We start from the raw sequence: 24,873 nt of genomic DNA, 5'->3' as shown, positions 1-24,873 counted from the left end.
CCAGAAGGCGCCGTAAGCCATTTTTCAAGTCCCCGCCCCAGAGGGCGGGGCAGCTAGAGCATTTCCAGCAAAAGTGTGAAGCGTCTACGCGGGGAAATCAGTTCACTGGACTGATTTCTATCCCGCTTCGATGCGCTGGATAATGCGACAAAACAAATAGTTAGAGCGGTTCCGGCTTTTCTGTCAGAACAGGAACCGCTCGGGTCAGAACTCATATTTCATGATGAGTTCGCCGCCGATGACCTCCCCCGTCATCCGGAAGCCTGTCTGCTCATAGAGCCTCCGGGCACCATCGTTGCCCGGCTGAAGGCCGAGGATGACGAAAGGGCAATCCGGCAGTTCCGACAGCAGGCCCAGCAATTGCCTGAGGGCTGCGCGTCCATAGCCCTTGCCCTGATGGCGCGCATCGATCATGAGGCGATAAATCCAGTAGTTTCCATCGTCTTCATCAAGGGCATACATGGCAAAGCCGACCGGCTCGCCTCCGGCCCGGACAAGGAGTGGAACACAGGCCGGATTCTCCCCGGCATCTTCAAGCGATTCCTCATTGCTGGCCACGAAGTCCTGCTGATGCGGATGGGGATTGAGGGCAATCACCTGCTGGTAGTCCGTCTGCCTGACCGGTTCGAGGGTCACGGCGATATCGTCTGCAGCGCGAGGCTGTCCATTCTGTTTCATGACAGTGGGTTCCTGTAAGGCGCATGTGCGCGCCATGAAGCGACTTCATGCATCCGGTGGATGCACGACGCTCCGGGTTTCGATGAAGAATGCCCGCTGGCCGACAGGAAACGTCGGAAACGCCTTAAACGGTCGCGCCTCCGCGCGATCCGAAACCAGCGAGCGCGGCAAATTCTGTCTTGTTCAGCATGTCGCACCTCCCGGTTCGCGTTGACGATGGCTGGCAGTTAGCCGGTTTCCCGGCATCACGCAAGTCTCGCACAAGATTCGCCCTGTAGGTTAACGAACAGTGAATAAGGATGGCGGGTAATAGATATGGGGCCGATTCATCTCTTCGATCTGGCCGCAAGGCAGGCGCAGTGGCTGTCGGTAAGGCAGGCCACGGTTGCGGGCAATGTCGCCAATGCGAATACGCCGGATTTTCGCGCGCGTGACGTGCAGCCCTTTGCGGATGTGCTGGACAAGACGCAGCTCACCATGGCTGCCACCAGCCCTTTGCACCTGGAAGCCGAGGCCGACGGGATCGCCGGAGCGCGCCTGCGCCCCGACGACATCACCGAGCAGACCCATTCCGGCAACACGGTCGATGTCGAACAGGAAATGATGAAGGCCGGTGAGATCGCCCGCGAATATTCGCTCAACACAAGCATCGTGAAGGCGTTCCACCGCATGATGCTGTCGGTAGCGAAGGGATAGCCATGTCTTCCGATGCCTTGCAGAGCACATTGAAGATCGCAGCGTCGGGCCTTTCGGCCCAATCGACGCGTCTGCGCATTGTTTCCGAAAACATCGCCAATGCGCAGTCGACTGCCAAGACCGCCGATGCCGATCCCTATCGCCGCAAGACGGTTTCCTTCCGCACCGAGCTGGAGCAGGGCACCGGCGCCGCCGAAGTCCGCATTGCGGAAGTCGGCAAGGATACGTCGCCCTTCATCGAACAATACGAGCCGAGCCACCCCGCAGCGGATGAGCGCGGCTATGTCCGCTATCCCAACGTCAACATGGTCGTTGAAATGGCGGACATGCGCGAAGCCAATCGTTCCTACGAAGCCAATTTGCAGGTCGTGAAACAAGCCCGTGAGCTGATTTCCATGACCATCGATCTCTTGAGGAGCACATAATGTACGACTCGATCATGAGTATTTCGGCGCGCAATGCCCTGTCGCGCCTTTCCGAGACTGTCGCCGAAAAGGGCGTGGGCTCGGCTTCCGCGCCGCAGGCCGTTCCGGCGGCGCCGGGCGCTTCCTTCGGCGAGGTCCTGTCCCAGATGACGGATTCCGTCGGCCAGAAGCTGCAGGCCGCCGAAGCAACCTCCATTCAGGGCATCAAGGGCGATGCGCCGGTGCGCGATGTGGTCAGCTCCGTCATGGAAGCCGAGCAGTCGCTTCAGACCGCCATCGCGATCCGCGACAAGATCGTGCAGGCCTATCTCGAAATCAGCCGTATGCCCATCTAGCGTCTGATCCGGAAGTCGCCGTTTGCAACCCGCATGGCGACTTGTGATTCAGACTTCTGTCCAGACGAGAGATTAAGGACGCGCCATGAAAGCCCTGACGATTGCCGCAACAGGCATGAACGCCCAGCAGCTCAATCTGGAAGTGATCGCCAACAACATCGCCAATATCAACACGACCGGCTTCAAGCGCGCACGTGCGGAATTTTCCGATCTTCTGTACCAGTCCGAGCGGACGGCAGGCGTGCCCAATCAGGCAAACCAGTCCATCGTGCCGGAGGGCGCGCTGGTCGGCCTTGGCGTGCAGACGGCGGCGGTGCGCAACCTCCACATTCAGGGCAGTTTCAACCAGACTGGCAATCCTTACGACGTGGCGCTGACTGGGCGCGGCTGGTTCCAGATCCAGAGCCCGACCGGCGAGACGCTTTACACGCGCGCCGGTGCGTTCAACAAGAACCCCGACGGCCAGCTCGTGACGCTCGACGGCAATCCGGTCGAACCGGCGATCACCATTCCGCCGGATGCCATTGAAGTGACGATCACCGATACGGGCCAGGTTTTCGCGAAATTGCAGGACCAGATCAATCAGGTCGATCTCGGCCAGCTCACCCTTGCGAACTTCACCAATGAAGCAGGTCTGGAGCCGCTCGGCGGCAATCTCTACCGCGAAACGGAAGCATCCGGCGGCCCATTGGTCGGCGTTCCGGGCGATCCGGGCTACGGCTCGATCAAGCAAGGCTATCTCGAAGCGTCGAATGTCGATCCGGTGAAGGAAATCACCGATCTCATCACGGCGCAGCGCGCCTATGAAATGAATTCCAAGGTCATTCAGGCTGCCGACGAAATGGCGGCAACCGTGTCGAAGAACCTGCGCTGACGGTGACGGCGATGGGGCTGGCGAAAGCAATCTTCCGGAAAACAGGGCTGGCGCTTGCAGGCGGATTGCTGCTCGCGGCAACAGCCGGTGCAAATGCTGCCGACCGCATCGCTTTTGTCGTGCCTTCGGCCACCGTCTATCCCGGCCAGATCGTGAGCGACACGGCTCTGCTGGAAAAGCAGTTCTTTATCAATGCGCCCGCAGCAAGCCAATATGTGCTGTCGCTCGATCAGGCGGCGGGCAAGGTGGCGCGCAAGACGCTGCTTCCGGGCAAGCCGATCCTCGTTTCGGCCCTGGGCGAGCCGTCGCTGGTCACGCGCGGCGTTCCGGCGCCGCTGGTGTTTACCGCCGGTACGCTGACAATCACCGCCATGGGAACGCCGCTCGAATCGGGTGCGGCTGGCGATTTCGTCAAGGTTCGCAACGTCGATAGCGGCATCATCGTGTCCGGAACGGTGCTGGCCGATGGGCGTATTCAGGTGGGGATGCAGTGAGAAAGACTTTCGCCACCCTGCTCGCCGTCCTGGCCCTCGTTTCCCAGCCTGTCGCAAGCCTTGCGGACGAGTCGTCCAAGAATGCGCGGGAATTCGGCTCCGCGGTTGATGCCGATGCCGATTGGCTCGGCTCCGGCGGCGATCCGTCCAGAATGGCTTATGCGGAGCTTGGTCGCGGCAGCGCGGTTGCCCGCCTGAAGGACATCGCCACCATTCAGGGCGTACGCGAAAACCAGCTCGTGGGTTATGGCCTCGTCATCGGCCTCAAGGGCACGGGCGACAGCCTGCGCAATTCGCCTTTCACCGAACAGTCCATGCGCGCCATGCTGGATAATCTCGGCATCAGCGCGCCGCGCAATTCCACCCGTTCCAAGAACACGGCCGCGGTCATCGTGACCGCCAACCTGCCCGCCTTTGCCGGTGCCGGTTCGCGCATCGACATCACGGTATCGTCGCTTGGCGATGCGACCTCGCTGCAAGGCGGCACACTCGTCATGACCCAGCTCATGGGCGCGGACAACCAGATCTATGCCGTCGCGCAGGGCAACATGATCGTGTCCGGCTTTTCGGCCGAAGGTGAAGCCGCAAGCGTGACGCAGGGCGTGCCGACCTCCGGGCGCATTCCCAACGGCGCGCTGGTCGAGCGCGAAGTGGCCGGCAATTTCGGCAAGGAAAGCGAAATGATCGTCGAGCTGCGCGATCCCGATTTCACCACTGCCGTGCGCGCTGCCGATACGATCAATGTCTTCGCCAAGCGCCGTTATGGTCGCGGTGTGGCCATTGCGCGCGATGCCAAGACGATCCGCCTGTCGCGTCCGAAGAATGTGCCAGCGGCGCGTTTTCTGGCCGAGCTCGAGGGCCTGCCGATCACGACCGACGAAGTGGCGCGGGTGGTGGTGGATGAGCGGACGGGAACCGTTGTCATCGGCGAGAAGGTGCGCATTTCCAAAGTCGCGATCAGCCACGGCAGCCTGACGGTCCGCGTGACGGAAACGCCGATGGTCGTCCAGCCTGAGCCGTTCAGCGACGGCGTGACGGCGGTTGAGCCGAATACCGATATCGCCGTCAATCAGCAGAACGCCAAGATCGGCATCCTGACCGGCGCGAACCTTGAAAATCTGGTGAAGGGCCTGAACCAGATCGGCGTGAAGCCGACCGGCATCATCGCGATATTGCAGGCCATCAAGACATCCGGCGCGCTTCATGCGGAACTGGTGGTGCAATGACCAAGGCTCGTAGAATGATCCGGTATGGTTCGGCGGTGGCGCTGTTTCTGGCGGCGTCCGTTCCCGCTTTTGCCGATCCGCCATCACTCGGCAATCTCGATGAAATCCGCAAGTTCTGCGGCAATATCGATGATCAGGCGGCGGATGCCCGCTATGCGCTTCAGGCCAGACAATTGACCGAGCTGAAGGCCGATGTCGAGGAGCGGATGCGGGCGCTTGAGGAAAAGCGCCGGGAATATGAAATGTGGCTTAAGCGCCGCGACGAGTTCGTCAGCAAGGCGCAGGATTCGCTGGTGGATATCATCTCGAAGATGAAGCCGGAGGCGGCGGCGGCGCAGATGACGCTGATCGGCGATGAAGCGGCGGCAGCCCTGATCCTCAAGCTTAATCCGCGCGTCTCCAGCATCATCCTCAATGAAATGTCGCCGGAAAAGGCGGCCAAGCTCGCCCGCGTCATCGTCGGCTCGCAGCGCACCTCGACCGCGCCGCAGCCTGTCAGCGACCAGCGCGCCGCAGCGCAGACCGGGAATACGGTGCAATGAAGAACAGCATGAACAAAGCCACCCTTGCAGCAGCAACCCTGGTCCTCCTTGCCGGTTGCGCGACCAAGCCGGAGGAAATCGGCCGCGCGCCCGACCTGTCCCCCGTCGCGGCCAATCTCGGCATGCAGAACAATCCGCAGTTCAACGGCTATCCGGCGCGCCCGAGCAAGGCGTCCTATTCGCTCTGGGACCAGCGTTCGACCAATTTCTTCAAGGACCCGCGCGCGGCGACGCCCGGCGATGTGTTGACGGTTATCATTTCCATCAACGACCGCGCCAATCTCGATAACAAGACCGACCGCGAGCGCGTGTCGAAGGGCATTTACGGCGCGGGCGGTTCCTTTGCGACCAGCAGTAGCACAGGCGCTGGCGCCGGCGGCGACATGGACGCTTCGGTCAACACCCATTCCGACAGCAAGTCGAAGGGCAAGGGTACCATCGAGCGCAGCGAAGACATCCGCCTGCAGGTCGCGGCCATCGTCACCGATACGCTGCCGAACGGAAACATGATCATCCGCGGGTCGCAGGAAGTGCGCGTCAACAATGAACTGCGCGTGCTGAACGTCGCCGGTGTCGTGCGCCCGCGCGATATTTCCGGCAACAACACGATTTCCTACGACAAGATCGCCGAAGCCCGCATTTCCTATGGCGGGCGCGGACGACTGAGCGAGATTCAGCAGCCGCCTTACGGCCAGCAGATTCTCGATCAGGTTTCTCCCTTCTGAGGCATGCCGGATATGAGCGACACGACGACAACGGAAACGGACGGCAAGGCGAAAAGCTCGCTGAGGACGCTGCTTGCGGCTGTCGCGGTCCTGACCGTCATCGCGGGTGGGGGCGGCTGGTATCTGGGCGGCATGATTTCCGCCGATCAGCTGGCGTCGGCAAAGGTCTCCGGCAAGGAAGACAAGCCGAAAAAGGGCGACTTCGAATCGCGCTCCATCGGCACGGTGGTGCCCCTGCAGCCGATTGTGACCAATCTCGGCATTCCGCAGGATACATGGGTGCGCCTCGAAGCGTCGCTGGTGGCAAAGCCCGGACATGAAATTCCGGCGGCGCTGGCGGCAAGCGTCGGCGACGATTTCCTGAGCTTCCTGCGCAGCGTCAATCTCATGCAATTGCAGGGCGCGGCGGGGCTTGCCTATCTGCGCGCCGATCTGGAAGAACGCGCGCGCCTGCGTTCGGAAGGCGCGGTCGACCGCGTCTTCATCTCGGCGCTGGTGGTAGAATGAAAAAGCTCCTTGGCCTCGGCGTCGTCCTGACGCTCGCCCTCACGGTGTCCGCTCAGGCGCAGCAGGCGCTGACGCTCGACAACCTGCTTCCGGCAGGCAGCGGCGCGGCGAGCGGCCAGATCGTGCAATTGTTCGGGCTGCTGACGGTGCTTTCCATCGCGCCGGGCATTCTCATCATGGTGACGAGCTTCACGCGCTTCGCCATCGCCTTTTCGCTTTTGCGTTCGGGCCTCGGCCTCCAGACCGCGCCCGCCAGCATGGTGATGATTTCGCTCGCCCTGTTCATGACGTTCTATGTCATGGCGCCCGCCTTCGACCGCGCGTGGAACAATGGCGTGCAGCCGCTGATGCGTAATGAAATCACCCAACAGGCGGCTTTCACCGAAATTTCCCAGCCTTTCCGCGAATTCATGCTGGGACAGGTGCGCGACAAGGACCTGCGGCTCTTTGAAGACCTCGCCGATCCATCCTTCCGCACCGGAGATGACGGCATCGTCGATTTCCGCGTTCTGGTTCCCGCCTTCATGATTTCGGAACTGCGGCGCGGGTTTGAAATCGGCTTCCTGATCGTGCTGCCCTTTCTGGTGATCGATCTCGTCGTGGCGACGCTTACCATGTCCATGGGCATGATGATGCTGCCGCCGACGGTAATCTCGCTGCCGTTCAAGATTCTGTTCTTCGTGCTGATCGACGGCTGGAACATACTGGTCGGAAGCCTGATACGTTCGTTCTCCTGACCCGTTTTGGTACGCTTCAAACCGCACCAAGCAAAATTCCGAATGGGAATTTGCGAATCGGTTAAATTTTGACGGAATAAATTAGCCTTTCTTTAATGTTTGGGTTCTAACTGTCGGCTCATGGTGGGTTTCCGCGCGTTACGCGGCAACAGGCATGATGCCGCTCCACCATGCCGGTAATCTGAAACCCGGCCTGTCCCTCAGATTGTTTTTCCCAAGGGGCAAAAAACTATGGCAAGTCTTCTGACTAATTCTTCCGCTCTGACCGCTCTCCAGAACCTGGCTTCGACGAACCGGTCGCTGGAAACCACTCAGGGCCGTATTTCCACCGGTCTGCGCGTTGGCGAAGCCGCCGACAACGCTGCTTACTGGTCGATCGCGACCACGATGCGTTCCGACAACAAGGCAAACTCTGCCGTTCAGGACGCTCTGGGCCTCGGCGCCGGTAAGATCGACACGGCTTACACCGCCATGAACAAGGCGATCGAAGTCGTCGACAAGATCAAGGAAAAGGTTGTTTCGGCAATCGGATCGAGCGCTTCCGACAAGGAAAAGATCCAGTCGGAAATCAAGGTCATGATCGACCAGCTGAGCAGCACCGCCAAGGGTGCGAACTATGCCGGTTCGAACCTGCTCGCTTCCGACACCGCAGGCGCAGCCGCTGGTTTTAGCGTTGTGTCGTCCTACGACCGTGCATCTGACGGCACCGTCAAGGTCGGCAAGATCGACGTCGACACCTCCAATCTCGTCCTGACCAAGGCTGACGGCACTGCTGGCGGCGTTCTGGTCGACGTGATGGCCATCGACGTTGAAGCAGCAGCCGACGACGCCGCAATCGAAGCTTTCCTGGGCACCATCGAAACCGCCATGGGCAAGATGGCGAACGGCGCAGCTGAACTCGGCGCAGCAAAGTCCCGCATCAACATGCAGAAGGATTTTGTCTCGAACCTGTCCGACTCCATCGAAAAGGGCGTTGGCCAGCTCGTTGACGCTGACATGAACAAGGAATCGGCTCGTCTGTCGGCTCTCCAGGTTCAGCAGCAGCTCGGCGTTCAGGCTCTCTCGATCGCCAACTCGTCGAGCCAGTCGATCCTGTCGCTGTTCCGCGGCTAATCATAACTGAGCCAGCATGGGAGCGCGTCCCGAAATGAGACGCGCTTCTGCAACGGGCGCCGGGTTGCCGGCGCTCGCGAGTTCTCAGGCAAATCAGGGGTTCGCATCCGAACCGACCTGATCGGATCGGATGTCTTTGGGCGGAAAACGGGGCGCGGGATTCATTCCGCGCCCCAATTCTTTGCGCTCATTTCCAGTTTCCGGAAGCACTTGCTTCATCAGCCGCCACTTTCGCGCAAGCTTCGCGGGCTAGGTTGCATGCAACATTATGGCGGTGGTGTGGATGCAGCAGAATTTCCAGCAATTGATCGAACAGCTCAAGGGTACGCTCGGCAAGCTTGGCGCGCGAAAACTCGTGGCGCTCGGACTTGTGGGCGCCGCGCTCATGGCCGCGATCCTCTATACGAGCATCTATCTGAGCCGCCCCTCCTATGAGACGCTCTATGTCGGTCTTTCGCGTGACGACGTGAACCGCATGGGCCTTGCGCTTGGCGAGGCAGGCATTCCTTTCGATGTGAAGGCCGATGGCTCGTCCCTTCTCGTGCCCATCGGCAAGGCGGAAAACGCCCGCATGTATCTGGCCGAAAAGGGCCTGCCGACCTCGAACAATGCCGGTTATGAACTTTTCGACAATATGGGTTCGCTCGGCCTCACCTCGTTCATGCAGGAAATCACCCGTGTGCGCGCGCTGGAAGGCGAAATCGCCCGCACCATTCAGGCCATTCGCGGCGTGAAGGCCGCCCGCGTCCACATCGTGCTCGCCGAAAAGGGTTCGTTCCGCCGTGGCGACCAGAAGCCGTCGGCCTCGGTCGTCATCCGCGCCGAAGGCGGCTTTGCCGCCGAATCCGCCCAGTCCATCCGCCAGCTGGTCGCCGCCGCCGTTCCCTCGCTCGATGCTTCCGCCGTGACCGTCCTCGACACCAATGGCCGCCTCCTGGCGTCGGCGGGCGAAGCCGCCAATGGCGCAGCGTTGATGACCGCCTCGCTGGAGCAGCAGGTCGCAGGCAATGTGGACGACAGCATTCGCAAGGCGCTGGCGCCCTATCTCGGCATGGGGCATTTCCAGACAAGCGTTCAGGCCGTGCTCGATACGGATCGCCGCCAGACCAACGAAACCATCTTCGATCCCGAATCCCGTGTCGAGCGTTCGGTGCGCGTTGTCCGTGAGAGCGGCGATTCCCGCAACAATCGCAATGACAACGCAACCGGCGTCGAACAGAACATTCCGCAGGAAGAAATCCAGAACCGCAACGGCGAAAGCTCGTCGGAAAAGACCGACCGCCGCGAGGAACTGACCAATTACGAAATGAACAGCAAGACGGTTTCCACCGTCAGCGACGGCTATACCGTCAAGCGCCTGTCCATCGCCGTGGTCATCGATCAGGCGCGGCTTCTGGAAACCGCAGGCACCACGCCGCCGCCCGCCAATTTCGTCGACCAGCAGATCGCCAAGATTCGCGACCTCGTGGCAACCGCTGCCGGTCTCAACGCGGATCGCGGCGACGTCATCAACGTGACGGCGGTCAACTTCCTTGACCCTGCCGGTGCCGACATGGAACCGGTCTCCACGCCGTGGACCGACACGGTGCTTCGCCAGAGCGGCTCCTATGTCAATGCGCTTGCGATCCTTGCCGCTGTCGGTCTGCTGATCTGGTTCGGCCTGCGTCCGCTGCTGCGTGACCAGAATGCCAGGACTGCCGGCACGGAAGTCGCCATCCGCGAGACAAGCGACGTGGCTGCACCCGATTTCGTCGGCGGTCAGGCGGCAGGCGAAGGCGTACAAGGGGCACAGGGCGTACAGGCCGTCATCGGAGGGCCGGAAGCCTATGCCGACCAGATGAAGACAAGCCTCAGCGATCTTCGCCAGCGCATGCGCATGCCTGCAAAGCTGCGACTGGAACAGATGATCGACATGGACGAGGAGCGCGTTGCTGCCGTTCTCAAGCAGTGGATTCACGAAACCGCCACCAGCCGCGAGGCCCAGCCATTGAGGGAATCGACCGCAAAGGCTTCGGTCATGCCGGAGCTTGAGGCGGCCTGACGATGAGCGCGCTTTCCCTCAGCCGTTATCTTCCCGATTTCTCGACCCGTCACATTGAGGATGAGGCGGTCGAGATCATTGCCGCGCCTTTGCCGCCGAAACCGCTGAAGGAAACGCCTGCGCCGCAAGCCGGCAGCGAGGCGCCGAAGCGTGCGGCTTCTGCCGAAAAGTCCGCTGCCGCCGAGCAGGCGGAAGTCGCGGCCATCATCGCCGGCGAGGAAGAAAAACGCGCTGCCTTTGAAGCCGGGCGGGAAGACGGACACCGCGAAGCCGAGGCGCTCTATGAGGCGGAGAAGACGCGGCTTCTGCGGGAGCATGAGGCCGAAATCGAAACGTTGCGCGCTGCATTTTCGCGTGAGCAGGCCCTGCTTTTGGCGGGAAGCCTCACCGAAGCGCTGGCCGCGCTGGAGCGCAGTTTTTCCGGCCAGATCGCGGAAATTCTGATGCCATTGCTGGCGCAAAAGATGGAGCGCGAGGCGGTTGCGGAATTTGCGCGCCGCATTGCGGCGCTGGCGCTCGACGGCGAAGCGCCGGAAATTTCCGGCCCGGCGCGGCTGGTTTTGCCGCTCCGCGATCACGCCGCCCTGCTGCCGTCCGGCTGCCGGTTCTCGGAAACCGGCGCGGACGAACTTTCCTTTTCCTTTGGCGACCGGGTGCTTGAAACGCGCATCGCGCCGCTTCTTGAAGAATTGAAGGCTGCGGTTCAATGAACATCGATCCCGAAACCAAGCGCGAGATCATCATTGTGCGCCGCGGCGGGCATGACGACCATGACAGCCATCATGGTGGCGTGTGGAAGATCGCCTATGCCGACTTCATGACCGCCATGATGGCCTTCTTCCTCGTGATGTGGCTCATCAATGCCGCCAATGAGGAAACCAAGGCGGCGGTTGCCAGCTATTTCAATCCCGTCAAGCTGATGGACCGGCATTCAAGCCCGAAGGGCGTGCAGGATGTCGAGGAGAAAGACGGCAAGGTTCGCTATGAAAGCGACCAGAAGATCGAAAACAGCACCAAGGTCATCAACGATACGACCGTCGCGCCGCCGAGCGAACAGGAAGAGCGCCAGCTTTTCCGCGAACCCTATGCGGTGCTGTCGGAACTGGCCCACGAAACCGGCGTTCTGCAGAACCAGTCTGCCAAGGGCGATGGCGGCACGTCGAAATCCGGTCCCGCAACCGGCGCCGATGGCGGCGAAGCCTATCGCGATCCGTTCAGCCCCGATTACTGGTCGAGCAAGGCTGTCGAGGATCTGACGCCGCCGGATGCGGCACCGGCCACGCCGCCCAGGCCGGAAGCGGCCCAGCCGAAACCGGAGGCGGCTGCAAAGCCTGCGGAAGCGCCAGCAGGAACGCCAGCAGAAAGGCAGGAGCAGCTCATCGCCGATCTGAAAAAGGCGGCTGAAGGCGAAACCGCGAAGGAAGGTGCGGCGGCAAAGAAAGCCGAGCCGATGCCCGATGTGACGGTCGTTCCCGTCGATGGCGGCGTGATGATCCAGCTTACCGACAAGATCGACTACGGCATGTTCACCATCGGCTCCGCCAAGCCGGACGCCCGCGTGGTGCAGATGCTGGAGCGCATCGCGCAGGTGATTTCCCGCCAGCCGGGCGAAGTCATCATCAGCGGGCATACCGATGCGCGTCCGTTCAAGAGCGCGACCTATGACAACTGGCGTCTCTCTTCGGCGCGCGCGCAGATGGCCTATTACATGCTGGTTCGCGGCGGGCTTGATGAAAAGCGCGTGCTGCGCGTGGAAGGCTATGCCGACCGCCAGCCGAAGAACGCCAACGATCCGAATGCGGCTGAAAACCGCCGCATCGATATTTTCCTCAAGTCCGCGCCATGAAGCGGTTCGCCACGCGCTCGCTCCTGGCATGTGTGGCAGGCCTTTCCCTGACGGGAGCGGCCTCTCCGGCCTTCGCGCAGGCACCAGTTCCAGCGCAGGCGCAGGCGGTGGCCGAGACCCGCACGCTGCCGGTGCTGGAACCCTACAAGCTCGTGCGTTCGCTACGCATGTTGCAGGACCAGATCGTCGCCGGAAAGCCGGAAGCGGTGGTCATGCTCAACAAGCTTCTGGGCTTCGTCAGCACGGATATGGGGCGGGCGCCGGGCGACGTCTGGAACAATCCGGAAAATGTCTATGCGGCGATCATCTATCTCTTCAATGGCGGCAATCCGGAAGCGGTGCGCAAGGTTCTTGCCGACCTCAAGACGGATGCCGTGCCGCCGGAACTGGTCAAGGGAGCGCTTGCCTATGCTTCCGGCCAGACGATTGAAGTGGTGAAGCTTTTCTCGGTTCCGCTGTCGCCCGATGTTCCTTCGGAACTGAAGGCCTCCATCGTGCTCGTCACCGCCAGCCAGATGACGGCCTTCGATCCTGCGACGGCCCTGATGCGGCTCGATCAGGTGCGGCTTGATGCGCCGGGCACCCTGTTCGAGGAAGCGGCGATCCGCCGTTCGATGCCGATTGCAGCCCGGCTTGGCGATGCCGACAAGATCAGGCTTCTGGCGCGAAATTATCTCCAGCGCTTTCCCCGTTCGCCCTATATGCGTGATTTCATGGCGCAATTTGTCGATGCGGCGGTAAAGCTCAACGACCGGATCGGCAATGCGGAACTGGCAAGGCTGATCGCTTCGGCTGATCCGGTGATGCAATATTCGCTCTATCTGCAAATCGCGCGCGGAGCGCTTGTCGATGGCCAGACGGAGCGGGCGCGTTTCATGTCGGCAGAGGCGAAAAAGCTTGCCGACAAGCTGAAAACCGACCCCACCCGCGCCAATCTCTACGCGGCGGCAAGCGATGTTGCCTCGGATTCGGCAGGCAGCGCGCTGCGGGAACTGTCGCAGATTTCGCCCGACAAGCTGCAGGAACCGGATCGCAAGCTGCTGAAGGCCGCCGAAGCGGTCGGCACGGTCGTTACCCGCACGCCGGATGCCTCGCCGCCCGCAAAACCGGCCCTTACCGAAAGGGATGTGCCGCCGATGGCGACAGCGAATCCGCCGGAAAACCGGGCGGAAAAGCCGGTTGCGAACCCCGCGGCAGCTCCGATGGCCGTCAGCCTCAAGCCTGTCAAGAACCAGCCGGAAGACGATTTGCAGAAAACGATGGAAGATGCGCGGCGCAAGCTTGCCGAAATCGATGCCTTGCTAGGAAAGACCGTTCAATGAGCGTTGATATTTTGCTGAATTCGACCAGCCGACTTGCTTCGCTCGCCCGAAATTCCGGTCCGTCGCAGGCAAAGGCGGAGGCGGAAAGCGAGGGGCAGGCCGACCCGGCGAAATTGTTCAGTTCGCTTCTGGAACGACCGCAGGGCAAGGTCGAAAGGAAGGATGAAAAGGACGACGCAGCTAGGGCCGACGAGGCCGAAATGAGGGATGAAGAGGGGGCGAAACAGGCTGCAATTTTCGCTCTGCCGCAAAATCTCCTCTCTTTGGCCACTTCTTCGCCTGATTTGAAGGGGCCAAATCACAATTTTGCCACAGGAAATATCGCCAAAAACGACAAAAACCCCTCTGATCCGCTCTCTGCCTTAATTAAGGAAGCGGGTCCGGAAGGGGGAGAGAAGCAGGCTGGCGAACTGCCGGATGCGCATGTCGAACCGAAGAAGGGGCAGGCCCCGGCAACGCCTTCTTCCAGCGCCAGGGCGGAGCAGTTTGTCGCCCCTGATGCACCCAAGGTGACCGGCGGCAATCCGAGCGAAAACGCTGCGGACGATCTCACCAGCCTCGCGAACGCGGACAAGGGGCAAGCGCGGCAGTCGGGCCAGACGCCGGACAGGGCCGATATCCCGCCGCAGCAACCGACGCCCAAGAGCAATGTGCCGGGAGAAAGCAAGGCAGCCGCCACGCCGTCGCAGGGCGCTGCGCGGATCGCCGACATTCAGGTGGTTTCCGAACGCAGCTTCGGTACGGTCAAGACCTTGCAGATCAGGCTCGATCCCGCAGAACTCGGGGCGGTGACCGCGCGTATCCGCGTGGCATCGGAAGGGGTGGAGGTGCATCTCGTCGCCGAAAAGACCCATGCGGCGGAAACGCTCGCCGCCGACCGCTCCATGATCGAGAAAGCCCTGAAGGCGGCAGGTGTTGCGGACGATGCGAAAATTTCCGTGACCGTCACTGACCGCAACGCGGCGGGCGCGGTGCAGCAGGCGCAGGCATCGCATAATGCCGGGCAACAGCAGGCCAGCGGCCAGCAACCGGGCCAGCAGCAGGCTTTCAGCATGCAGCAGGGTTTTGACGGGCGGAACGGGAGCGAGACGCAGGCGGGTCTCATGGGCGGCGAGGGCAGGCGGAATGATGAATCCGGTCAGGCAGGACGCGAGCGTTCGGACATGCAGGGCGCGCAGGATGGCGGGAACGGTATTGTTCGCAATAACGACCGCAATCGCGGCCTGGTTGTCTGACAGCCGCCCGGCCAGAGCCGAGAATATCTGCGAACGCGAAATGCACCGGGCGTCGGCCCGCTACGATGTCCCGCTCGGCATTCTCTACGCGGTCGGGCTGACGGAAACCGGCCGCAAGAACTCCCTGCAACCTTATGCGATGAACATCGAAGGGCGCGCCGAATTCATGCCGTCGCAGATGGCGGCGGTGAGGCGCTTCAACGAGGTCAGGGCCGAAGGCGCAAAGTTGATCGACTTAGGCTGCATGCAGATAAACTATCACTATCACGGCAAGGAATTTCCGTCGGTCGCCGCGATGCTGACGCCGACCCTCAATGTCGATTATGCGGCCCGCTTTTTGAAGCAGCTCCGCCAGCGCGAAGGCAACTGGACGATGGCCGTCGCGCGCTATCACGCGGGGCCGAACAACGACCCCGCCCAGAAGCGTTACGTCTGCCGCGTGATGACGAATATGGTGGCCACCGGCTTCGGAAACTGGACGCCGCAGGCGCGAAACTTCTGCTTCGGGTGAACCCGATTCCTGCGAATTCTAACAGGTTGTAACAGAGTGTCAGGTGCACCCATGTTGCGCTTGTTCAATTGGCGGTTGCAGCCTTCGGCAAGTGCTGTTAAAGCGACCGAAATTTTAAGCCCTTGTAAAGAATCGTAAATGTTCGTGAGCCGTTAATATTCGGTTAAGGTTTCTGCGCCTAAAGGATGAGGCGCGTTGCAATCAATGCGATTCCCTCTATTTTAGCACTAACTAAAATGCCTCCCAATTTATTGCGGGCAACTAATTGCCATTGTTGCTGATTCCTCTCGCCAGTTATTGCTAGCGTGCTTGGGCTAACATATTGATTCGGAAGGCGGGCCGATGATCGTTGTCGTAGACGACAGAGATATTGTGACTGAAGGATACTCATCCTGGTTCGGTCGCGAAGGCATCACGACGACAGGTTTTACCCCTACCGATTTCGACGAGTGGGTGGAGAGCGTTCCACAGCAGGACATCATGGCTGTCGAGGCCTTCCTGATCGGTGAATGTGCCGATCAGCATCGCCTTCCGGCCCGGATTCGTGAACGTTGCAAGGCGCCTGTGATCGCCGTCAACGACCGTCCGTCACTGGAACATACGCTGGAGCTGTTTCAATCAGGCGTTGACGATGTTGTGCGCAAGCCGGTGCATGTGCGTGAAATCCTTGCGCGCATCAATGCGATCCGCCGCCGCGCGGGCGCTTCCGCCGCTTCCAGCGACGATGGCACCGAGCTTGGCCCGATCCGCGTTTTCTCCGATGGCCGCGATCCGCAGATCAACGGCGTTGATTTTCCACTGCCGCGCCGCGAGCGCCGCATCCTGGAATATCTGATTGCCAATCGCGGCCGCCGCCTGAACAAGGCGCAGATTTTCAGCGCGATCTACGGCATTTTCGACAGTGAAGTCGAAGAAAACGTCGTTGAAAGCCATATCAGCAAGTTGCGCAAGAAGCTGCGTGAGCAGATGGGTTTCGATCCGATCGATTCCAAGCGCTTCCTCGGCTACTGCATCAATATCGAATGAGGTTGATGCGCACTGTCTCTTTGTCTTCACGCATGTTCTCACCGCATTGCAGCGACACCAGAAGCCAGTCCGGCGGACTGACTTCCCCGCCAAGGCGGTTCCCACTTCCGGGAGACATGCTTTCAGTATCGCGATTTCGAGCAGGTCTGCGGATTTCCGAAACCGCGTCGGTTCCCCAGTAAAAGCGTAAAACATCCCGAGGCTACAGTTTCACGCAAGCGTGGCTCATTAGCTTGATCGCGGATGAGTGGGTCGGGTCGCCGATTCCATCGCTGGACTTCACGGATTCCGGCCCAGAACTCTTGGATTTTGGCCGGTGACACAATGATGGTGATACAACCAATCAGGAGCTGCTAATGAGCCTCTACGGTATGATGCGGACCGGTGTTTCGGGAATGAACGCGCAGGCGAACCGCCTGTCGGCGGTCGCTGACAACATCGCGAATGCAAGCACCGTCGGTTACAAGCGCGCCGAAACCCAGTTTTCGTCGCTCGTTCTGCCCAGCACCGGCGGACAGTATAATTCCGGCAGCGTGCTGACCAATGTTCGTTACGGCATTTCCGATCAGGGCGGCATCCGCTCCACATCGTCCACGACCGACCTTGCCATCGATGCAACGGCTATTTCGTGGTGCAGGGCGCGGACGGCTCCACCTTCCTGACCCGCGCCGGTTCCTTCGTTCCCGACAAGAACGGCAATCTGGTCAATTCAGCCGGCTATTATCTTCTGGGCGCAGGCCCGAACGACCCCGCCGGAGCGCTGACGATCCCCGGCCTGAACATCATCAATGTCAACAGCGCGGCCCTTCCGCCGGAAGGCAGCACGTCGGGCACCTTCACGGTTAATTTGCCGTCTAGCGATCAGGTCCCGGCAGCCGGCGAGTTCAATCACAAGACCTCGCTGATCTCCTATAACGACAAGGGCGAGAAGATCACGCTCGACGTCTATTTCAGCAAGACCGGCACGGACGAATGGAGCGTCACGGTCAAGAACGCAGCCGACAATGCAGTGGTCGGCGGCCCGACGACGCTGACCTTCGATCCGACCACGGGCGCGATGACGTCCGCAGGCGACGTGACGGTCGATCTCGGGCCTTATGGCGGCCAGAGCCTCAGCCTCAATCTCGGCGCCTCGACGCAGCGCGCCGGTGAATACACGATCTCGCAGGCGCAGATCAACGGCCAGGCGCCGTCGGCGGTCAAGGGCGTGGATGTGGCCAATGACGGCTCGGTCGTCGCCATCTACGAAAACGGCACGCAGAAGGTTCTGGCGCGCATTCCGCTTGCCAATGTCGCAAGCCCGGATCGCATGACGGTGGTGAGCGGCAACGTGTTCCTGCCGAGCGCTGAATCGGGCGACGTTCGCCTCGGCTTCCCGCAGAGCGAGGGCATGGGCAAGGTCATGTCCGGCACGCTGGAGGAATCCAATGCCGATATCGCGCAGGAACTGACCGACATGATCGAGGCGCAGCGCAGCTATACGGCCAATTCGAAAGTCTTCCAGACCGGCTCCGAACTGATGGACGTGCTGGTCAATCTGAAACGTTAAACCGGCCAGTTCCGGGGAGGGTGAAAAGCCTTTCCCGGAAACAGTGGTTTGAATTTGGCATTTGCACGGCGCCTCTATCCGAGGGAACGCAAATGCCGGAACCGGACCACTGGCATTGAGAATACGGACCGTCCGGGCAACGGGCACGGTTCACGCACCATGGGGCAGTTCCGATAGAAGCGGAATTATCAGGGGCTTTCCAGGTGTTTGTTTTAGCCGCATTTCCGGGCGCGAGACCGCATCGCGCCTGCCGGGAATGCACTTGTAGGATGGGGTAAGATGTCGCTTAGTTCTGCTCTTCTGACGGCCAAAAGTTCGCTTGCGGCAACGTCCAAGCAGACCTCCGTTGTCTCCAGCAATATCGCCAGGGCCAACGATCCGGATTATTCCCGACGCACCGCTTCTCTCGTATCGGGGCCTTACGGCTCGCTTTACGTGGGGATCAGCCGGTCGGCGGATGAGGCCTTGTTCAACAGGTTCATCCAGTCGAACAGCACGGCCTCTTCCTCTTCCATTCTCGCAGGCGGGCTCGACCGCCTTTCGTCGCTTTATTCGGCGGACAATTATTCCGGCTCGCCTTCGGCCCTCATCGGCGATCTGCGCGATGCGCTCCAGACCTATGCCGCTTCGCCTTCTAACAGCGCGCTTGGCGACAGCGTGGTGTCGACGGCGCAGTCGCTCGCCAATGCGCTCAATGCCGGAACGAAGCAGATCCAGTCGCTGCGCAACGATGCGGACCGGGAAATCGCGGATTCCGTCGCCAGCATCAATGACCTTCTGGCCAAGTTCGAGAAGGTCAATCAGGAGATCGTCGGCGGCACGCGCGCCAATCGCGATGTGTCGGACTATATGGATCAGCGCGATGCGATCCTGAAGCAGCTTTCCGGCGAGATCGGCATCACCACCATGATGCGCGGCGACAATGACATGGTCATCTTTGCCGAAAACGGCGTGACGCTTTTCGAGACGACGGCGCGCAAGGTTAGCTTCGAGCAGTCGACGGTGCTGGCGCCGGGCATTTCCGGCAAGGCGGTGCTGGTGGATGGGGTTCCGCTCAACCACGAGACATTCGACCAGCCTTATGGAACAGGTCGCCTGAGCGGCTTGCTGCAACTGCGCGACCAGATCGCCCCGCAATACCAGATGCAGCTTGACGAGATTGCGCGCAATCTGGTGACGATGTTTGCCGAAAGCGACCAGACCGGCGTCGGCGCCGACAAGACGGGTCTGTTCAGCTGGGCCGGATCGCCGGATGTTCCGGGCGCAGGTGTGTCGGCGGGCATTGCAGGCACCATCAAGGTGTCTTCGGCTTTTGTTGCCTCCGAGGGGGGCAGCGCGCTCTTGCTGCGTGACGGCGGGGCCAACGGGCTTGATTACAAATATAACAGCGAAGGCGCAGCCGGTTTCAGCGAGCGCCTGCGGGCGCTCAACGAAGCCTTCTCGGAGCCGATGGCGTTCGATCCGGCAACAGGTCTTTCGGCCAGCTCCAGCCTGATGGACTACAGCGCGTCATCCATCAGCTGGCTTGAAGGCAAGCGCCAGAAGGCCAACAGCGAATTCTCCTATAATGCGACGGTTGCCACCCAGGCAGACGCAGCCCTCTCCAACGCCAACGGCGTCGACATGGACACCGAAATGGCGCTGCTTCTCGATCTTGAACATTCCTATCAGGCATCGAGCCGGGTGCTGACTACGATCAGCGCAATGCTCGACGATCTTCTCAACGCGGTGTGAGGCCAATGAAAGCGCAATCGATTTCCACCTATGGCGCAACGTCAGCCCTCAGGGCCATGGTCGCGAAGAACAAGGCCGAGATGCTGAAAGCCCAACAGGAAGCGACCACGGGAACCGTGTTCGATGTCGGGCTTTCGCTCGGCTCGAAATCCGGGCAGACCGTGTCCCTGCGCAAGGAATATGACCGGCTGAGCGTGCTGACGGACATGAACAAGCTGGTGCAGCAGCGCATGAATGCGACGCAGACCGCTGCCGGCACGATCATCGAGAACACGCAGAACTTTCTGGGCGACCTGACGGGCGCCAACAATACCGCTGAAAGTGCCGCCACGATCGCCAAGTCGGCAAAGTCTATTCTCAACTCCGTCACCGGCCTGCTCAACACCAGCTATAACGGCGAATATATCTTCGCCGGTGTGAACACCGATGTGAAGCCGGTTGCCGACTATACCGAAGGCAGCGCCGCGCAGACCGCCGTGCGCCAGGCCTTCCAGAACCATTTCGGCTTCGCCATCGACGATCCGCAGGTGGCCAACATCACCGGCGACGAGATGACGGCCTTTCTCGACGGCGATTTCGCCGAGGAGTTCAACGATGCCAACTGGGCCGCGAACTGGTCGGATGCATCGGACACGGTCATCAAGAGCCGCATCTCGCCGACCGAAACCGCCGATACATCGATCTCGGCCAATGCAGACGGCTTCCGCAGGACGATCATGTCGGCGGTCATGGTCGCCGAATTCGCAACCATCGGCCTCAACAGCCAGGCTTTCGAAGCCCTGACCGGCAAGGCCATGCAGACCACGACCACGGCGATCACCGAAACGACGTCGGAACAGACGACGCTCGGTCTGGCGCAGTCGCGCACGCAGGCGGCGACGACGCGTATCGTGGCGCAGCAGAAGATTCTGAACCAGTCGGTGCTCAATCTCGAGGAAGTCGACCCTTACGAGGCGGCGACCCGCGTCAACGCTTTGAAGACGCAGATCGAGACTTCCTATTCGCTGACGGTTCAGCTGCAGAATATGAGCCTGCTCAACTATCTCAGATAGTCGGGATGATCAGGACGGACGCAGCATGATGCGAGCCCGTCCGGACTGATAGACGGAGAAAACCATGTATCAGATGCGCTACGAAGATGTCATGACTGACGATATGGCGAGCGCCAGGGAACGGGAGCGGGCGCTGTTCGACCGTTCCATCTCAATGCTCGAACTGGCGAAGGAAAACGGCAGCGGCTCGCGCGAGGGGATCGACGCGACCTATTTCACCACGAAACTCTGGACAACGATCATCGACGATCTGGGGTCGGAGGAAAACGTGCTGCCGAAGGAACTGAAGGCGGCGATCATTTCCGTCGGCATTTTCGTGCTGAAGGAAATCGAGCGCATCCGTCAGGGCGAAAGCAATGATTACGCCACGCTGATCGAGATCACCCAGTCGATCCGGGACGGACTTTGAAATGGCTCCCAACGGAAAACCGGCCATTCGCCTTTCGCTGCGCGCGGGCGAACGCATCTTTATCAATGGTGCCGTGCTGAAGACCGACCGCAAGGTCTCGCTCGAGCTTCTGAACGACGCCACCTTCCTTCTGGAAAACCACGTTCTCCAGCCCGAGGACACGACCACGCCGCTGCGCCAGCTTTATTTCGCCGCGCAGATGATGCTGATCGAACCGGCCATGCGCGAACAGGCCCACGCCACTTTCGCGCAGATGCTGAGGGGCATGTTCTCCACGTTCAAGGATGTGGAAATCCTGAACGCGCTGAAGCTGGTCGACGAGCTGGTTCATAACGGGCGCGTTTTCGAGGCGCTCAAGACCATTCGCGCGCAATATCCACGCGAGGCCGAACTGATGGGCCTTGAAGCCCCGGCTTCGCACGTGGCTGCAATCCGGAAATCCGCAGAGGCAAACCGATGACCACGACACCGCCGGTCGGCACGAACACGACGAACAACAATACGCCGAACAACAGCAATTCGGCGGCCAACAAGGCAAGCGTCGACTACAATTCCTTCCTCAAGCTTCTGGTGACGCAGATGCAGAACCAGGACCCGACGCAGCCGATGGACGCCACGCAATATGTCTCGCAGCTTGCGACCTTCTCCAATGTCGAACAGGCCGTGCAGATGAACAGCAAGCTTGAAACGCTGATCGCCAATACGTCGCTGACGCAGGCCGAAGGCTGGATCGGCCGCACGCTGACCAATGCCGATGGCAGCATATCCGGCGTCGTGAAATCCGTTACCATCCAGTCCAACGGCATGCTGGCCGAACTGGAAGACGGTAAGACGCTGATGATCGGCGCAGGCGTCAAGATCAGCTAGGACATGATGCGGTGAACGAGGCCGACGCGCTCGATATCGTCAATTCCGCGATCTGGACCGTGCTTATGGCAAGCGGCCCGGCGGTGCTTGCCGCCATGCTGGCAGGCATCGGCATCGCGCTTTTTCAGGCGCTGACCCAGATTCAGGAAATGACCCTGACCTTCGTGCCGAAGATCATCGTCATCTTCGTCATACTGGCCCTGACCGCGCCTTTCGTCGGCGCGCAGATCAACTCGTTCACGCTGCTCGCATATTCTCGTATCGAGAAGGGGTTCTAGCACGTAGCCTTCGCGCAAGCTTCGCAAGCTAAGTTCCCTCCGCAAACAGGAGACGGACGTGCAGCAGGCAGCGGCTAAACCCTTCATAAAAGGCGGATTTCTGACCGGCAGCGACATGGGTCTGGCGGTTGGCATCATCATCATCCTGACGGTGCTTTTCCTGCCCGTCCCGGCGGTGGTGCTGGATATCGGGCTGGCATTCTCGATTGCCTTTTCGGTCCTGATCCTGATGGTGGCGCTGTGGATCCAGCGTCCGCTCGACTTTTCCGCCTTTCCGACGGTGCTGCTGATCGCCACCATGATGCGATTGTCGCTGAACATCGCGACGACGCGCGTGATCCTCACCCATGGCAATGAGGGCTATCTCGCCGCCGGTCATGTGATCCACGGCTTCTCGCAATTCGTGATGGGCGGCGATTTCGTCATCGGTCTGGTGGTTTTCTGCATCCTGATCATCGTCAATTTCCTCGTCATCACCAAGGGCGCGACGCGTATCGCGGAAGTGGGCGCGCGCTTTACCCTCGACGCCATTCCCGGCAAGCAGATGGCCATCGATGCCGACCTTTCGTCCGGCCTGATCGATGAAAAGGAAGCGCAGCGCCGCCGCCGCGAGCTGGAAGAGGAAAGCTCCTTCTTTGGCTCCATGGACGGTGCGTCGAAATTCGTGCGCGGCGATGCGATTGCGGGTCTCATCATCACCGCCGTCAATATTTTCGGCGGCATCATCATCGGCGCCACGCGCCACGACATGGACATTGCGCACGCCGCCGACGTCTTCACCAAACTGTCGGTGGGCGATGGTCTGGTCACGCAGATTCCGGCCCTGATCGTCTCGCTCGCCGCCGGTCTTCTCGTGTCGAAGGGCGGCACGCGCGGTTCCGCCGACCAGGCGATCTTCGGCCAGCTCGGCGCCTATCCGAAGGCGCTTCTGGTTGCGGCGATGCTGCTTTTCGTCCTCGGCATCATGCCGGGCCTGCCAGCCTTCCCGTTCTTCATGCTGGGCGGCGCAATGGCCTTTGTCGGCATTGCCGTGCCGCGCCGCCAGGCGCGCCAGCGCGAGGCGGAAGCCAGCGAAGCCGACAAGAAGCAGCGCGAGGCGGAAGAGCAGGAGCGCAACTCGGTCAAGGCGTCGCTGGAAACCAACCAGATCGAACTTTGCCTCGGCAAGCAGCTTTCCGCCCGCCTGATCGCCTCGCAGCAGGAACTGGCGCACCGCGTCAACAAGATGCGCCGCAAGTTCGCGCAGGAATACGGTTTCGTCATTCCCGAAATCAAGGTGACGGACGACATTGCGCTGCCGCCGAAGAGCTATCGTATCAAGATACACGGCACGGCGGTCGCCAGCCACGAGCTGCGCGTCGGCGAAACGCTCGTCGTGCTGGGCGAGCGCCCGATCCCGTCCATCCCCGGTGAGGAAGTGCGCGAGCCGGCCTTCGGTATGCGCGCCTATTCGGTGCCGGAAACCTTCGCGGCTGATCTGCGCCGCGATGGTTACATGACCGTGGACAATCTCTCCGTCCTGCTGACGCATCTGAGCGAAATCGTCCGCAACAATCTGGCCCAGCTTCTGTCCTACAAGGACATGCGCATCCTGCTGGATCGTCTGGGCTCTGAATATCGCAAGCTTCTGGAAGATATCTGCCCGACGCATATTTCCTATTCGGGCTTGCAGGCGGTGCTGAAACTGCTGCTCGCCGAGCGTATTTCCATCCGCAACCTGCATCTGATCCTTGAAGCCATCGCGGAAATCGCACCGCTCGTCCGCCGTCCGGAAATGATCGTGGAGCATGTGCGCATGCGCATGGCGCAGCAGATTTGCGGCGATCTTTCCGACAATGGTGTTCTGAACGTTCTGCGTCTCGGCAATCGCTGGGATCTGGTTTTCCACCAGAGCCTCAAGCGTGACGCCAAGGGCGAGATCGTCGAATTCGACATCGATCCGCGCCTGCTGGAACAGTTCGGCACGGAGGCTTCCGCCGTCATCCGCAAGCATTTCGACAATGGCGAGCGCTTCGTGCTGGTGTCCTCGCCGGAAGCGCGGCCATATATCCGCATGATCATCGAGCGCCTGTTCGCCACCTTGCCGGTGCTCTCCCATGTCGAAATCGCCCGGGGCGTGGAGGTGAAGTCACTTGGCGCGATTTCGTAGGAGGTCAGCGTTCGTCGATCCTTCCGTCTCTCGGTCCTTGGGTCTCTCGTTCCTTCGGTCTCTCGATCCTTCGATCCTTCGAGACGGTCCCCTTCGCTGCGCTCAGGGCACCTCCTCAGGATGAGGGGCGGAGCGGTCTGGAGAAGCCACGGCGTCGGTTTTTCGGATGCGCACCGGCACGGTGAAGGGGTGGATTGGCGGTGCCGTCTATCCGGGCCGAGGGTGTGTGGCTCAGAGGGAAGGGAGCACTGGCTTACGTCCTCACCTTAAAGCGCAATGCCGAAAGATGAGGGAAGACTATCACCACCGCCCTCATCCTGAGGAGGAGTCCTGAGCGCAGCGAAGGGCACCGTCTCGAAGGATGAGGGGCAGAGCGGACTGGAGAAGCCTTGGCGTCGGTTGCAGGACGCGTACCGGCATGGTGAGAGGGTGGATTGGCGATGCCCCTCTATCCGGGCCGAGGGTGTGTGGCAGTCAGAGCGACGGGAAAACCTGGCGCTCG

Annotated in this window: 25 protein-coding genes and 2 pseudogenes; 26 read left to right on the top strand and 1 reads right to left on the bottom strand. The window is 60.8% G+C overall.

What is annotated here, in order from left to right; genetic code table 11:
- Positions 1-204: 204 nt before the first annotated feature.
- Positions 205-678 (bottom strand): GNAT family N-acetyltransferase, encoded by a 474-nt coding sequence (locus ACS5UA_RS21410; RefSeq protein WP_112671017.1) that lies wholly within the window; start codon positions 676-678, stop codon positions 205-207.
- Positions 679-993: 315 nt separating this feature from the next.
- On the opposite strand from ACS5UA_RS21410, the gene flgB reads away from it, so the two are divergent.
- The 26 genes and pseudogenes from flgB to flhA all read left to right on the top strand — a co-directional run bounded on the left by flgB (position 994) and on the right by flhA (position 24,371).
- Positions 994-1,374, top strand: a complete 381-nt coding sequence (gene flgB / locus ACS5UA_RS21405) for a flagellar basal body rod protein FlgB (protein WP_006469417.1) — start codon at positions 994-996, stop codon at positions 1,372-1,374.
- 2 nt (positions 1,375-1,376) lie between these two features.
- Positions 1,377-1,799: a flagellar basal body rod protein FlgC gene (gene flgC / locus ACS5UA_RS21400; RefSeq protein ID WP_006469416.1), complete on the top strand. Its 423-nt coding sequence runs from the start codon at positions 1,377-1,379 to the stop codon at positions 1,797-1,799.
- Positions 1,799-2,134, top strand: a complete 336-nt coding sequence (locus tag ACS5UA_RS21395; protein WP_025091738.1) for a flagellar hook-basal body complex protein FliE — start codon at positions 1,799-1,801, stop codon at positions 2,132-2,134. Before flgC ends, ACS5UA_RS21395 begins: the two co-directional genes overlap by 1 nt.
- Positions 2,135-2,219: 85 nt before the next feature.
- On the top strand, positions 2,220-3,008 hold the full coding sequence (gene flgG / locus ACS5UA_RS21390; RefSeq protein ID WP_006471437.1) for a flagellar basal-body rod protein FlgG: 789 nt from the start codon (positions 2,220-2,222) through the stop codon (positions 3,006-3,008).
- 11 nt (positions 3,009-3,019) lie between these two features.
- Complete coding sequence (gene flgA, locus ACS5UA_RS21385; RefSeq protein ID WP_443101784.1) at positions 3,020-3,502, top strand: flagellar basal body P-ring formation chaperone FlgA; 483 nt, start codon at positions 3,020-3,022, stop codon at positions 3,500-3,502.
- A complete protein-coding gene (locus ACS5UA_RS21380) occupies positions 3,499-4,728 on the top strand; it encodes a flagellar basal body P-ring protein FlgI (protein ID WP_443101783.1) in 1,230 nt (409 codons plus the stop codon). The genes flgA and ACS5UA_RS21380 overlap by 4 nt, the downstream gene beginning before the upstream one ends.
- Positions 4,725-5,270, top strand: coding sequence for a MotE family protein (locus tag ACS5UA_RS21375; RefSeq protein ID WP_006469411.1), 546 nt, complete (start codon positions 4,725-4,727; stop codon positions 5,268-5,270). Before ACS5UA_RS21380 ends, ACS5UA_RS21375 begins: the two co-directional genes overlap by 4 nt.
- On the top strand, positions 5,267-5,995 hold the full coding sequence (gene flgH, locus ACS5UA_RS21370; RefSeq protein ID WP_025091736.1) for a flagellar basal body L-ring protein FlgH: 729 nt from the start codon (positions 5,267-5,269) through the stop codon (positions 5,993-5,995). Before ACS5UA_RS21375 ends, flgH begins: the two co-directional genes overlap by 4 nt.
- 12 nt (positions 5,996-6,007) lie before the next feature.
- Positions 6,008-6,502 (top strand): flagellar basal body-associated FliL family protein, encoded by a 495-nt coding sequence (locus ACS5UA_RS21365; RefSeq protein ID WP_176056238.1) that lies wholly within the window; start codon positions 6,008-6,010, stop codon positions 6,500-6,502.
- Entirely contained in the window at positions 6,499-7,239 is a 741-nt protein-coding gene (gene fliP / locus ACS5UA_RS21360; RefSeq protein WP_100649104.1) for a flagellar type III secretion system pore protein FliP, read from the top strand. Before ACS5UA_RS21365 ends, fliP begins: the two co-directional genes overlap by 4 nt.
- Before the next feature lie 231 nt (positions 7,240-7,470).
- Complete coding sequence (locus tag ACS5UA_RS21355) at positions 7,471-8,352, top strand: flagellin N-terminal helical domain-containing protein (protein ID WP_100649102.1); 882 nt, start codon at positions 7,471-7,473, stop codon at positions 8,350-8,352.
- Positions 8,353-8,620: 268 nt separating this feature from the next.
- Positions 8,621-10,393: a flagellar basal-body MS-ring/collar protein FliF gene (fliF, locus tag ACS5UA_RS21350; protein ID WP_443101782.1), complete on the top strand. Its 1,773-nt coding sequence runs from the start codon at positions 8,621-8,623 to the stop codon at positions 10,391-10,393.
- A 2-nt stretch (positions 10,394-10,395) separates the two neighbouring features.
- Positions 10,396-11,103, top strand: a complete 708-nt coding sequence (locus tag ACS5UA_RS21345) for a hypothetical protein (RefSeq protein WP_443101781.1) — start codon at positions 10,396-10,398, stop codon at positions 11,101-11,103.
- Entirely contained in the window at positions 11,100-12,239 is a 1,140-nt protein-coding gene (locus tag ACS5UA_RS21340; protein ID WP_443101780.1) for a MotB family protein, read from the top strand. The genes ACS5UA_RS21345 and ACS5UA_RS21340 overlap by 4 nt, the downstream gene beginning before the upstream one ends.
- Positions 12,236-13,498 (top strand): annotated as a pseudogene (locus tag ACS5UA_RS21335) (chemotaxis protein); the annotation flags it as partial. The gene ACS5UA_RS21340 and the pseudogene ACS5UA_RS21335, both read left to right, overlap by 4 nt.
- 59 nt (positions 13,499-13,557) lie before the next feature.
- Positions 13,558-14,796 carry a flagellar hook-length control protein FliK gene (gene fliK / locus ACS5UA_RS21330; RefSeq protein ID WP_443101779.1) on the top strand — a complete coding sequence of 413 codons (1,239 nt, stop codon included), beginning with the start codon at positions 13,558-13,560 and terminating at the stop codon, positions 14,794-14,796.
- Positions 14,741-15,307, top strand: coding sequence for a transglycosylase SLT domain-containing protein (locus ACS5UA_RS21325; protein ID WP_443101778.1), 567 nt, complete (start codon positions 14,741-14,743; stop codon positions 15,305-15,307). The genes fliK and ACS5UA_RS21325 overlap by 56 nt, the downstream gene beginning before the upstream one ends.
- Positions 15,308-15,649: 342 nt before the next feature.
- Positions 15,650-16,333 carry a flagellar transcriptional regulator FtcR gene (gene ftcR / locus ACS5UA_RS21320; RefSeq protein WP_006469399.1) on the top strand — a complete coding sequence of 228 codons (684 nt, stop codon included), beginning with the start codon at positions 15,650-15,652 and terminating at the stop codon, positions 16,331-16,333.
- Positions 16,334-16,689: 356 nt separating this feature from the next.
- Positions 16,690-17,882, top strand: a pseudogene (locus ACS5UA_RS21315) (flagellar hook protein FlgE).
- A gap of 279 nt (positions 17,883-18,161) precedes the next feature.
- Positions 18,162-19,616 carry a flagellar hook-associated protein FlgK gene (gene flgK, locus ACS5UA_RS21310; protein WP_176056230.1) on the top strand — a complete coding sequence of 485 codons (1,455 nt, stop codon included), beginning with the start codon at positions 18,162-18,164 and terminating at the stop codon, positions 19,614-19,616.
- Between the two features lie 5 nt (positions 19,617-19,621).
- A complete protein-coding gene (locus tag ACS5UA_RS21305; RefSeq protein WP_006471445.1) occupies positions 19,622-20,668 on the top strand; it encodes a flagellar hook-associated family protein in 1,047 nt (348 codons plus the stop codon).
- 64 nt (positions 20,669-20,732) lie between these two features.
- Positions 20,733-21,077, top strand: a complete 345-nt coding sequence (gene flaF / locus ACS5UA_RS21300; RefSeq protein WP_025091727.1) for a flagellar biosynthesis regulator FlaF — start codon at positions 20,733-20,735, stop codon at positions 21,075-21,077.
- 1 nt (position 21,078) lies between these two features.
- Entirely contained in the window at positions 21,079-21,537 is a 459-nt protein-coding gene (flbT, locus tag ACS5UA_RS21295) for a flagellar biosynthesis repressor FlbT (protein WP_443101777.1), read from the top strand.
- A complete protein-coding gene (flgD, locus tag ACS5UA_RS21290; RefSeq protein WP_006469394.1) occupies positions 21,534-21,944 on the top strand; it encodes a flagellar hook assembly protein FlgD in 411 nt (136 codons plus the stop codon). Before flbT ends, flgD begins: the two co-directional genes overlap by 4 nt.
- 11 nt (positions 21,945-21,955) lie before the next feature.
- Positions 21,956-22,222, top strand: a complete 267-nt coding sequence (gene fliQ, locus ACS5UA_RS21285) for a flagellar biosynthesis protein FliQ (RefSeq protein WP_230350284.1) — start codon at positions 21,956-21,958, stop codon at positions 22,220-22,222.
- Positions 22,223-22,280: 58 nt separating this feature from the next.
- On the top strand, positions 22,281-24,371 hold the full coding sequence (flhA, locus tag ACS5UA_RS21280; RefSeq protein ID WP_025091725.1) for a flagellar biosynthesis protein FlhA: 2,091 nt from the start codon (positions 22,281-22,283) through the stop codon (positions 24,369-24,371).
- Positions 24,372-24,873: the final 502 nt, after the last annotated feature.

The sequence above is a fragment of the Brucella sp. RRSP16 genome (genome assembly GCF_052246815.1).
Taxonomy (GTDB): domain Bacteria; phylum Pseudomonadota; class Alphaproteobacteria; order Rhizobiales; family Rhizobiaceae; genus Brucella; species Brucella intermedia.
This window is presented reverse-complemented; position numbering and strand designations above follow the sequence as displayed.

Bases quoted from the DNA above. Each gene is read 5' to 3' on its own strand.
- fliF (WP_443101782.1), top strand. From the start codon at position 8,621: ATGGCGGTGGTGTGGATGCAGCAGAATTTCCAGCAATTGATCGAACAG.
- flbT (WP_443101777.1), top strand. From the start codon at position 21,079: ATGGCTCCCAACGGAAAACCGGCCATTCGCCTTTCGCTGCGCGCGGGC.
- ACS5UA_RS21325 (WP_443101778.1), top strand. From the start codon at position 14,741: ATGGCGGGAACGGTATTGTTCGCAATAACGACCGCAATCGCGGCCTGG.
- flgD (WP_006469394.1), top strand. From the start codon at position 21,534: ATGACCACGACACCGCCGGTCGGCACGAACACGACGAACAACAATACG.
- ACS5UA_RS21345 (WP_443101781.1), top strand. From the start codon at position 10,396: ATGAGCGCGCTTTCCCTCAGCCGTTATCTTCCCGATTTCTCGACCCGT.
- ACS5UA_RS21395 (WP_025091738.1), top strand. From the start codon at position 1,799: ATGTACGACTCGATCATGAGTATTTCGGCGCGCAATGCCCTGTCGCGC.
- fliP (WP_100649104.1), top strand. From the start codon at position 6,499: ATGAAAAAGCTCCTTGGCCTCGGCGTCGTCCTGACGCTCGCCCTCACG.
- ACS5UA_RS21355 (WP_100649102.1), top strand. From the start codon at position 7,471: ATGGCAAGTCTTCTGACTAATTCTTCCGCTCTGACCGCTCTCCAGAAC.
- ACS5UA_RS21410 (WP_112671017.1), bottom strand. From the start codon at position 678: ATGAAACAGAATGGACAGCCTCGCGCTGCAGACGATATCGCCGTGACC.
- ACS5UA_RS21375 (WP_006469411.1), top strand. From the start codon at position 4,725: ATGACCAAGGCTCGTAGAATGATCCGGTATGGTTCGGCGGTGGCGCTG.
- flgK (WP_176056230.1), top strand. From the start codon at position 18,162: ATGTCGCTTAGTTCTGCTCTTCTGACGGCCAAAAGTTCGCTTGCGGCA.
- flaF (WP_025091727.1), top strand. From the start codon at position 20,733: ATGTATCAGATGCGCTACGAAGATGTCATGACTGACGATATGGCGAGC.
- ftcR (WP_006469399.1), top strand. From the start codon at position 15,650: ATGATCGTTGTCGTAGACGACAGAGATATTGTGACTGAAGGATACTCA.
- flgC (WP_006469416.1), top strand. From the start codon at position 1,377: ATGTCTTCCGATGCCTTGCAGAGCACATTGAAGATCGCAGCGTCGGGC.
- ACS5UA_RS21340 (WP_443101780.1), top strand. From the start codon at position 11,100: ATGAACATCGATCCCGAAACCAAGCGCGAGATCATCATTGTGCGCCGC.
- fliK (WP_443101779.1), top strand. From the start codon at position 13,558: ATGAGCGTTGATATTTTGCTGAATTCGACCAGCCGACTTGCTTCGCTC.
- flgG (WP_006471437.1), top strand. From the start codon at position 2,220: ATGAAAGCCCTGACGATTGCCGCAACAGGCATGAACGCCCAGCAGCTC.
- flgA (WP_443101784.1), top strand. From the start codon at position 3,020: ATGGGGCTGGCGAAAGCAATCTTCCGGAAAACAGGGCTGGCGCTTGCA.
- flgH (WP_025091736.1), top strand. From the start codon at position 5,267: ATGAAGAACAGCATGAACAAAGCCACCCTTGCAGCAGCAACCCTGGTC.
- flgB (WP_006469417.1), top strand. From the start codon at position 994: ATGGGGCCGATTCATCTCTTCGATCTGGCCGCAAGGCAGGCGCAGTGG.
- ACS5UA_RS21365 (WP_176056238.1), top strand. From the start codon at position 6,008: ATGAGCGACACGACGACAACGGAAACGGACGGCAAGGCGAAAAGCTCG.
- ACS5UA_RS21305 (WP_006471445.1), top strand. From the start codon at position 19,622: ATGAAAGCGCAATCGATTTCCACCTATGGCGCAACGTCAGCCCTCAGG.